Genomic DNA, 8910 nt, shown 5'->3' with positions numbered 1-8910 from the left:
GTTGCCGGTGTTTTCGACCGCGAAGGTGTAGGTGATCGTGTCGCCGATGTCGCCCGCGCCGTTGGCGGGGGTGTCGGTGTCGGTGATCGCGCCCGCCGTCTTGGTCAGCGCCAACGACGGAGTCGGCGGCTGCGGGGGATTCACGCAGGCGGCGTTGTCGGTGACATCGGCTTCGACGCCGTCCGGCAGGTTGGCGCGGTTGTACAAGCCCTGGCCCGGCGTCGGCGTGGCCGCGCACGCGACCGCCGGGACGGCGTTGGTGTACTGGAAGTTGATCGTCAGCGCATAGGTATGCGTGGTGTTCGCGGCGATCGCGGTGTTGGCGGCCGCGAGCTGGTACGGGCCGGCGCCGCTGGCGGTGCCTGCGGTGCAGCCGCCGGTGCAGGTCCAGGCGGCGCCGGTGACCTGCAGGTTGGCCGGGAACGACGGGGCGTCGCTGATCGGGCCGTAGGTGCCGGCCGCGGCGGTGTTGTTGATCACCTCCACGGTGTAGGTCACCGCGTACACGCCGGCGGCGGTCGGGCCGGTGAAGGCCCCGGCCGATTTGCGCAGGTTGAGGCGGAAGATCGGGTCGCTGTCCGTCGCGGTGCAGGTGCCGGTGGCGTTGTCGAACGTGCCGCCGGCCGCGGTGCACGCGGTGCCGGTGTTGGCGACGCCTCCAGGCGGCGCGACGCTGGCGTTGTTGGTGGCGTTTTGTGCCAGGGCGTTGCCCGCACCTGCCAGCAACGAGACCAAAAGAACGATCCGGCGCAGACAGCCGCCGACCGCACCCGCACGCTTGAAGAGAAATCCCGCCACGAAAGCATCCCCTGGTTCGCTCACCCCCGTTCCATCGCTGCCCGATATCTGAAGCGGACACTAAAAAGAGAGAACGATCACAAAACCCGAGCAAGAAGACGGAGGAGCGAGCGCAAGACCGAGAGCGGCCGAATCCGGACCGGCGCCTTGAGCGGGAGGCCGGCCTTGGCAATCAACGAGATACGGCCGTAGTCGGCCCGGCGGTTCGCACAGGGGCCCGGGGCCTTTCGACGCGCCCCGGAGACAGGTCCTCGGCCCTTGGTGTCCGCCTGTTGCGGATGGAGAGAGGCGCCCGGTCGACGCAAAAACGGCACCATCGCGCCCTCCGGCGGGGCCGTTTGACACTTCAGCCATCACGTAACATTATTTGTTTCATGAAAGCCAACAGCTCCCTCTCCGGCGTCCTCCACGTGCTGCTGCACATGGCCGAGTCGCCGCATCCGGTCACCTCCGAAGTCCTGGCCCGGGCGATGCGCACCAACCCAGTGGTGGTGCGGCGGACCATGGCCGGCCTGCGCCAGGCCGGGCTGGTGCGTTCGGAAAAAGGCCACGGCGGCGGTTGGAGCATCGCGCGCCCGCTCGAGGCCATCACCCTGCTCGACATCTACCGCGGCATCGGCGCGCCGGGCCTGTTCGCGCTCGGCCATCGCAGCGACCAACCGCATTGCCTGGTCGAGAAAGCGGTCAACCGCGCGCTCGACGGCGCCTTCGACGCGGCCCAGGCGCTGCTGCTGGAGCGCTTCGCCGGCGTCACCCTGGCCTCGCTGAGCGCCGACTTCCACGCCGGCATGGTCGCGGCCGGACACAGCATCGATCTGGAGCATGCCCATGAATGACGATCTTCTGCTCGACGCCGTGGTGATCGGCGGCAGCTTCGCCGGCTTGTCGGCGGCGTTGCAGTTGGCCCGCGCGCGCCGCTCAGTGCGCATCCTCGACGCCGGCCGCCCGCGCAACCGGTTCGCCGACGCCGCGCACGGCTTCTTCAGCCGCGACGGCAGCGATCCGCGCACCTTGGTCGCGGCCGCGCAGGCGCAGTTGCGGCGCTATCCGTCGGCGCGGCTGATCGCCGCCGAAGCCGCCAGCGCGCGCGCCGTCGACGGCGGTTTCGAAGTCGTCGCCCAGGACGGCAGCGTCCTGGCCGCGCGCAAGCTGGTGCTGGCGTTCGGCGTGAACGACACGCTGCCGCCGCTGCCGGGCCTGCGCGAGCGTTGGGGCAAGAGCGTGCTGCATTGTCCGTACTGCCACGGCTACGAGTTCGCCGGGCGCCGCCTGGGCGTGCTGCATTCGGCGAGTTTCTCCGCGCATCAAGCGTTGCTGGTCGCCGACTGGGGACCGACCACGCTGTACCTCAACGGCGCACCGGCGCCGGACGCGGACACCGCCGCGCAACTCGCGCGGCGCGGCGTGGCGATCGAACCGGCGCCGATCGTTGCGCTGTCGGGCGAGGAGCAAGCGCTGTCGGCGCTGCGCCTGGCCGACGGCCGCGAGGCCTCGGTCGACGCGCTGTTCGTCGCCAGCCGGGTGCGCTTCAACAGCGCGCTGGCCGAACAGCTCGGTTGCGCGATCGACGAAGGTCCGATGGGACCGTTCATCCGCACCGACGACAGCCGCCAGACCACGGTGCCCGGCGTGTACGCCGCCGGCGACATCGCCCGGGCCATGCACAACGCGACCTGGGCCGCGGCCGACGGCGTCACCGCGGGCGCGTCGGCGCATCAGGCCTTGGTGTTCCAGCCGCTGGCGGCGTGAAATCGGCGGCGCAACGTCGCCAGAACGAGTCCGACGGCGGGATTCCGGCCGTCGGCGCGCGCAGCAGCGTCTTAGTTCGCGAGACGCCGCCGTTCTAGCGTCCGCGCCATGGACACTCAATCGCCGCTGCACGAACTGCCGCCCGGTTTCCATTGGGAAGCGCCCTTCGCCGGTTCGATCTTCCCCGCGCATCTGGTCGCGGTGCCCGACGACGACTGCGAGGCCTGGCTGGCCACGGTCGCGCCGGCGCGCGACGGGCTCGGCGCGATCGCCACGATCCGCCGCCATCTGGGCATCAAGGATCACGTCAGCCGGCCGTTCCGCACCGATGCGGCGGCGGCAGGCTGGGTCGCGCGCTGGCTCAGCGGCCAGGGCGAGACGGTGCGCGCCGAGCTGGGCGCGGATTGGACGGCGACGCCGCGGCGCGCGGCCTGAAACACGCGGCTTGAAGCACCGCGGATCCGGCCCGCATGCGCTCGTCGCGGCCAAAGCCGCAAATGACAATCGTTATCATTTGAGATAGAGTCGCGGCGACTCCGACTTTCCCGCCCATGCGCCGCGCCGTCGGCCGCGCGCCGAGACGATGCCCTCCAACGCCGCTGTCCTCACCTCGCTGCTGGTCACCGAGCGCGAGCGGCTGTTGCGCTACCTCAGCCGCTACCTCGACCGTGCCACCGCCGAGGACGCGCTGCAGTCGATGTACTTCAAAGTCATCGCGGTGGCCGGCGAGCCCCCCATCGCCGATGCGCGCAACTATCTTTATCGCCTCGCCCACCACCACGCCGTCGACCAGGGCCGCAGCGAGGCGCGCCGGCGCAAACTGCGCGAAGCCGCGGCGATGTGGCTGGAAGAAGACGAACCGCCCGACAGCGCGCGCGTGGCGCTGGCGCGCGACGAACTCGAGCGGGTCGCGCGCGCGGCGCGCGAACTGCCGGAGCCATCGAAGCGGATCTTCCTGCTCAACCGCTTCGAGGGCCTGACCCAGCGCGAGATCGCGCAGTTGCTGGGCGTCTCCACCACCACCGTGGAAAAGCACATCCAGCGGGTGCTACGCCTGCTCGACCAGGCCCGCAGCGGCGGCTGAGCCCCGCGCCGCGCCGAGGGGTTGGGTAAAGCCGCCCGGCGCTCGTCCTTATCCAAGTCCAGGCAGCCTCCGCCACCGCATGACCCGATCCGCTCCCCCCGCTTGCAGCGAACCGCCCTACCCCGCCGACGACGACCTCGCCGGGCAGGCGCGCGCCTGGGTGGCGCGGTTGGCCTCGGGCGAAATCGACGAATCCGAACTCAGCGCGTTCGCCGCCTGGCGCGAGGCGCCGGCGCACCGCGAGGCGTTCGCGCGCCAGCGTGCGTTGTGGCGCGCGCTGGCGCCGATGCGCGAGGCGTTCGAGTTCGCGCCGGAGCCGTCCGACGCCGCAACAACGGCCACCGCAATACCTGCCGCGGTATCGCCCGCGATCGCAGCGCGGACCTTCGCCGCCGCCGCCCCACGCGCGCGCCGTCGTCGCGTCGCCGCCTGGAGCGTTGCGACCGCCGCCTGCCTCACCGCCGCGATCGCCGCCGCGCCGACGCTGGCCTTGAGCCTGCGTTCGGACTACCGCACCGGCGCGGCGCCGCAACGCTACGCGCTGGACGACGGCTCGATCCTTGCGCTCGACGCCGATTCGGCCGTCGCGGTGCATTACGACCGCCAGCAACGCCGCATCGCGTTGTTGCGCGGCAACGCCTGGTTCCAGGTCGCGCACGGCGACGCGCGTGCGTTCCGGGTCGAAGCGCTCGGCGGCGCGGTGCGCGACATCGGCACCGCGTTCGAAGTGCGCCGGCTCGAGGCGAGCGTGCAGGCCGCGGTCAGCGAGGGCCTGATCGAGGTCGCGTCCGGCGCGCGCGCGCCGGTGCGCGTGGCCGCCGGCCAGTGGGTGAGTTACGGCGAAGACGCGCCGGTGTCGGCGCCGCGAACCGTGGCTACGGCCGACATCGCCGGCTGGCGCCGCAGCGAATTGTCGCTGGACGCGGTGCCGGCCGACGAAGCGCTGCGCCGCATCGCGCGATATCGCGACGCGCCGGTGTGGACGCTGGGCTCGTTCGCAGGCGCGCCGAAGATCAGCGCCAGCCTGCGCACCGACCGCAGCGACGAAGCCATCGCCGCGGTCGCCGAACGCGCGCACCTGCGCGTGCAACGCCTGCCGGGCGGCGCACTGCTGGTGCGGCCGCCGGCCGATTGAAGGCGGCGCGAAGAATTTCGCCGCGCGGGGTTGGGTAAACGCTCGCGGCGGTCGTCCTGTAGTTCGTAGCCGCGAGACGCGCATCGCTTCTCAAGCCAAACGCCGCTCACATCCGTGCCGATATCCACACCGATATCTACGCGCGGCGGTGGGCTCCGATCCGACTTGAGGAGTTCGTTGCATGTCTTTCGCTCCGGCCCGCCGCCGGCGGCCGTTCGCGCGCGTGGCGCTGGCGGCCTGCATCCATCTGGGCCTGTCCGGCCTGCTCGTTCCCAGCGCCGGCGCGCAAACCGCAGCGACGCAGGAAGGCCACGCCGCGCGCCGCTACGACATCGACGCGCAGCCACTGGCCGCGGCCTTGCGCGCCTACAGCCGGATCAGCGGCGTGCAGGTGGTGTTCGACAGCGACGACGGCGCGGGCTTGCGCTCGGCCGCGCTGCACGGCGATTACCGCAACGACGAGGCGCTGCAGCGCCTGCTCGCCGGCACCGGCCTGAGCGCGCAGCGCCGCGGCGCCGCCACCGTGGTGTTGCGCAAGAACGCGCCGCGCGCCGCCGCCGATGGCACACCGCTGATCACCGACACCCTCGCCGTCGGCGCCGCGGCTTACGACGACGCCGCGCAACGCGACGAGCGCGGCTACGACGAGGTCTACGACCTCGATCTGTCGACGGTCTACGCCGGCAAGCAGCAGATCGAACGCTACAAGGGCGCGGCGCCGGCCGATGTGTTCAAGGGCATGCTCAACGTCTACAGCGGCGATGCGCGCAACAGCGGCGCGCTGGACCCGAACATCCGCGGCATCCAGGGCCCGGGCCGGGTGCCGCTGACCATCGACGGTACCGAGCAGGCGCTGACGGTGTGGCGCGGCTACAACGGCGCCAACAACCGTAACTACATCGATCCGAACCTGATCGGCGGCATCCAGGTGATCAAGGGGCCGAACCTGGCGCGCAACGTCAACAGTTCGATCGGCGGCGCGGTGGTGGTCAACACCTTGGACGTGGCCGACATCCTCACGCCGGGCGAACGCTTCGGCGGCGAGTTCAAGCTCGAAAGCAGCGACAACGCGGTCGACCCGCGCCTGCCCAAGCTGTCGACCGGGCAGGACTATCGCAGCATCCCCGGCTTTCCCAGCAATCCGACCGCGACCTATTACGACCCCACCCTGTACAAGCCGGTGCGCGCCAGCGGCGGCAACGACCTCATCGCCGGCGACGACCATGCGATGCGGCTGGCGCTGGGCCTGCGCGAAGAACGTTTCGACCTGCTCGCCGCCTATGCGTACCGCAAGAAGGGCAATCACTTCTCCGGCGACGAAGGCGGCGGTTTCTACAGCCGGCCTTACGACCCGGCCAAGAGCCTGAACTACATCACCAGCCTGGCGCGGTTCTACCGGCCCGGCGACGAAGTGCCGAACACCTCCAGCGAAATGGAATCGTGGCTGCTCAAGGCCACGTTGCGCCCGAGCGAACACCAGACGCTGAAGTTCGGCCTGCGCGACACCCGCTCGGATTACGGCGAAATCCTGCCCACGCGCGTGTCGTGGCGCGACACCGCAGACACCGGCGCGCCGCAGTGGCCGTTGAGCAAGGTCGAGGCCAAGGCCTACAACCTGGAATACACCTGGAAACCCGGCGGACGCTGGTTCGACGTTTACGCCAACCTGTGGACCACGCGCACCGTCAGCGACACCTACAGCGCCGGCGGCTTTCCGAACTGGGCGACGTTCGACGATCCGATCCTGCGCAACACCGCGCTGGCCAACGCCCACCACGACCGCAGCGGCCTGACTTTCAGCAACAAGAGCGCGCTGCGGTCGGACCTGGACCTCACCGTCGGCTTCGACTACCAGCACGAAAAGCTGCGCTCGGACGACGAATACAACGGCGTCGCCGACGGCTGGCGCATGTTCCCGCGTGCCGGCCGGCGCGAGCAGCGCGATTTCAGCCTCAAGCTGGACTGGCGCGCGAGCGAGCGGCTGAGCCTGAGCGCCGGCGTGCGTTACCAGGCGTACTGGGCGTTCGACGATTTCCTCGCCGCGCAGCTGGCCAAGGGCGATACCCGCCTGGGCCAGGTGCTGTTCCCGCAGCGCTACGCGATGAGCTATTACACCCGCGACCCGCGCATGAGCCAGGCCGCGCTGGACGCGCGCATCGCCACCATCCGCCGCAACGCCGAACGCTTCGGCTGGACCCCGCAGGTGCTGGCCACGCAGATCGAGCAGGCGACCTACACCGTGCGCAACCTCGCCGCCGACTGGCGCCCCGACGCCGACGGCCGCTTCCGCCGCGCCGACAACGTGTTCCTCAACGGCAGCCTGGACGGCGTCGACTACGGCCGCGCCAGCGCCTCGCTGCAGCCGCTGTTCCTGCAGCAGCAGGCGCAGCACCACGAAGGCAGCGGCTGGACCCCGACCTTGGCGGCGACCTTCAACCTCAGCGACGAGGCGCGGCTGTACTTCCGCCACAGCCAGGCGCGGCGCTATCCGAGCATGTTCGAAAGCACGCTGGGCTTCTCCGCCAGCCTGCCGGTGGCGCCGCTCAAGCCCGAGCGCGCCTACAGCTACGAGCTGGCCTATGTGCACGACTTCAGCCGCCGCCTGCGCACCGACTATGCCGACATCAAGCTGACCTATTACCACCACACCACCCGCGATGTGATCGAACGCAGCGGCCAGCTGCAGTTCTCCAACATCGACAAGCAGACCCTGCGCGGCCTGGAGTTCCAGGGCCGCTACGACAACGGCCGCTTCTTCACCGACCTGAGCGTGGCGCGCAACCTGGAGAACGAGGTCTGCGACGAAAGCGTGGCGGCGACCAACGACCCCACCGGCCGCATCGGCGTGCCGAACTGCGTGCAGGCCGGTTTCGTCGGCGGTTATCTGATCACCCAGGCCGTGCCCAAGCTATCGGCCAACTGGACGCTCGGCGCGCGCTTCCTCGAGCGCAAGCTGGAAGTCGGCGCGCGCGTGGTCCACCACAGCAAGTACGAGAACGGCGACTACGACCTCTATCAAGAGCAGCGCCTGGGCGCCTATTTCAACGTGCCGCTGGCCTGGGACCGCATCACCACTTACGACGCCTACGTCAATTACCGACTCAGCGACGCGCTGGCGCTGGAGCTGGTGGGCACCAACCTGGGCGATCTGTACTACGTCGATCCGCTGACGCGCTCGGCGATGGCCGCGCCCGGGCGCACGTTGAAGTTGAGCCTGACCGCGAAGTTCTGACGCGGCGCCCTCGCGGCGACGCAGCGCCACGGACGGCGCACACCGAATCTGTTGCGCACGAAGCAATGGATGAGCGACCGGGCGCGCATCGCGCTCTAGCCAAAGTTCATCCCATCGTTCCAAACCATTCAAGGAGTTCCATATGAAGCGCATGAGCCTCACTCTCTCCGCCGTGGCCGTAGCGATGCTCGCCGGCGCCGCCCAGGCCGCCGTGGTCGGCGACCAGAGCGACAACACCTACGTCGAAGCCGGCGTGTCGACCGTCAACGCGGGCCCGCACGTGGCCGGCCGTCCGGGCATCGGCGTGTACACCATGGGCACCGACCGCAAGGTCGACTTCCAGGCCCTGCAGACCTTCGCTCCGGCCGACGTCAACGGCGTGTCCAGCCTGGTCTCGCCGATCACCCCGCCGAGCCACAGCGGCATGGGCGTGTTCCACTTCGCCAAGATCGCCGGCCACAACGTCTACTTCGGCGAGTGGTCGCAGAGCGCGCCGACTGACGGCACCCACACCGTCTACTACGCTGGCGACAACGCCGGCACCACCGTGCCGGCGTCGGGCACCGCCACCTACACCGTGGCCGGCCTGAACCAGTACAACGGCAGCAACAAGCTCAACGGTACGCTGAGCGCGAACTTCGGCGCCGGCCAGCTCAGCGGCAGCCTGAGCAACGGTTCGGTGACGGTGAACATCGGCACCGCCGCGATCAGCGGCACCGGCTTCTCCGGCAGCGGCGCCAGCGCCTCGGTCGGCGGCGCCACCGTCGCCACCGGCGGCGTCAGCGGCCAGTTCTTCGGCGCCAACGCCGCGGCCCTGGCCGGCGTGACCCGCTTCGACGACCGTCTGTACGACACCGCCTTCGGCGGCACCAAGAATCCCTGAGGGATTCGCCGGTGAAGGCTCGCGGCCGC

General features: G+C 70.2%; 8 protein-coding genes. 7 read left to right on the top strand and 1 reads right to left on the bottom strand.

Annotated elements, in window-relative coordinates:
- Positions 1–735: hypothetical protein (locus tag BLU84_RS27565; protein WP_211664574.1), on the bottom strand; the 735-nt coding region annotated here is incomplete at its 3' end.
- A gap of 437 nt (positions 736–1172) precedes the next feature.
- On the opposite strand from BLU84_RS27565, the gene BLU84_RS18875 reads away from it, so the two are divergent.
- The 7 genes from BLU84_RS18875 (at position 1173) to BLU84_RS18845 (ending at position 8881) form a co-directional block, all read left to right on the top strand.
- Positions 1173–1634 carry an Rrf2 family transcriptional regulator gene (locus BLU84_RS18875; protein WP_074870859.1) on the top strand — a complete coding sequence of 154 codons (462 nt, stop codon included), beginning with the start codon at positions 1173–1175 and terminating at the stop codon, positions 1632–1634.
- Entirely contained in the window at positions 1627–2547 is a 921-nt protein-coding gene (locus BLU84_RS18870; RefSeq protein ID WP_074870858.1) for an NAD(P)/FAD-dependent oxidoreductase, read from the top strand. The genes BLU84_RS18875 and BLU84_RS18870 overlap by 8 nt, the downstream gene beginning before the upstream one ends.
- Positions 2548–2655: 108 nt before the next feature.
- Positions 2656–2982, top strand: a complete 327-nt coding sequence (locus BLU84_RS18865) for a hypothetical protein (protein WP_074870857.1) — start codon at positions 2656–2658, stop codon at positions 2980–2982.
- A gap of 148 nt (positions 2983–3130) precedes the next feature.
- Positions 3131–3631: an RNA polymerase sigma factor gene (locus BLU84_RS18860; RefSeq protein ID WP_074870856.1), complete on the top strand. Its 501-nt coding sequence runs from the start codon at positions 3131–3133 to the stop codon at positions 3629–3631.
- 79 nt (positions 3632–3710) lie between these two features.
- Positions 3711–4766: a FecR family protein gene (locus BLU84_RS18855; RefSeq protein WP_074870855.1), complete on the top strand. Its 1056-nt coding sequence runs from the start codon at positions 3711–3713 to the stop codon at positions 4764–4766.
- 181 nt (positions 4767–4947) lie between these two features.
- A complete protein-coding gene (locus tag BLU84_RS18850) occupies positions 4948–7998 on the top strand; it encodes a TonB-dependent receptor (protein WP_074870854.1) in 3051 nt (1016 codons plus the stop codon).
- 142 nt (positions 7999–8140) lie between these two features.
- Complete coding sequence (locus BLU84_RS18845; RefSeq protein ID WP_074870853.1) at positions 8141–8881, top strand: Slam-dependent surface lipoprotein; 741 nt, start codon at positions 8141–8143, stop codon at positions 8879–8881.
- The last annotated feature ends 29 nt before the right edge of the window (positions 8882–8910 follow it).

Source organism: Lysobacter enzymogenes, assembly GCF_900106525.1.
Taxonomy (GTDB): Bacteria; Pseudomonadota; Gammaproteobacteria; order Xanthomonadales; family Xanthomonadaceae; genus Lysobacter; species Lysobacter enzymogenes.
This window is presented reverse-complemented; position numbering and strand designations above follow the sequence as displayed.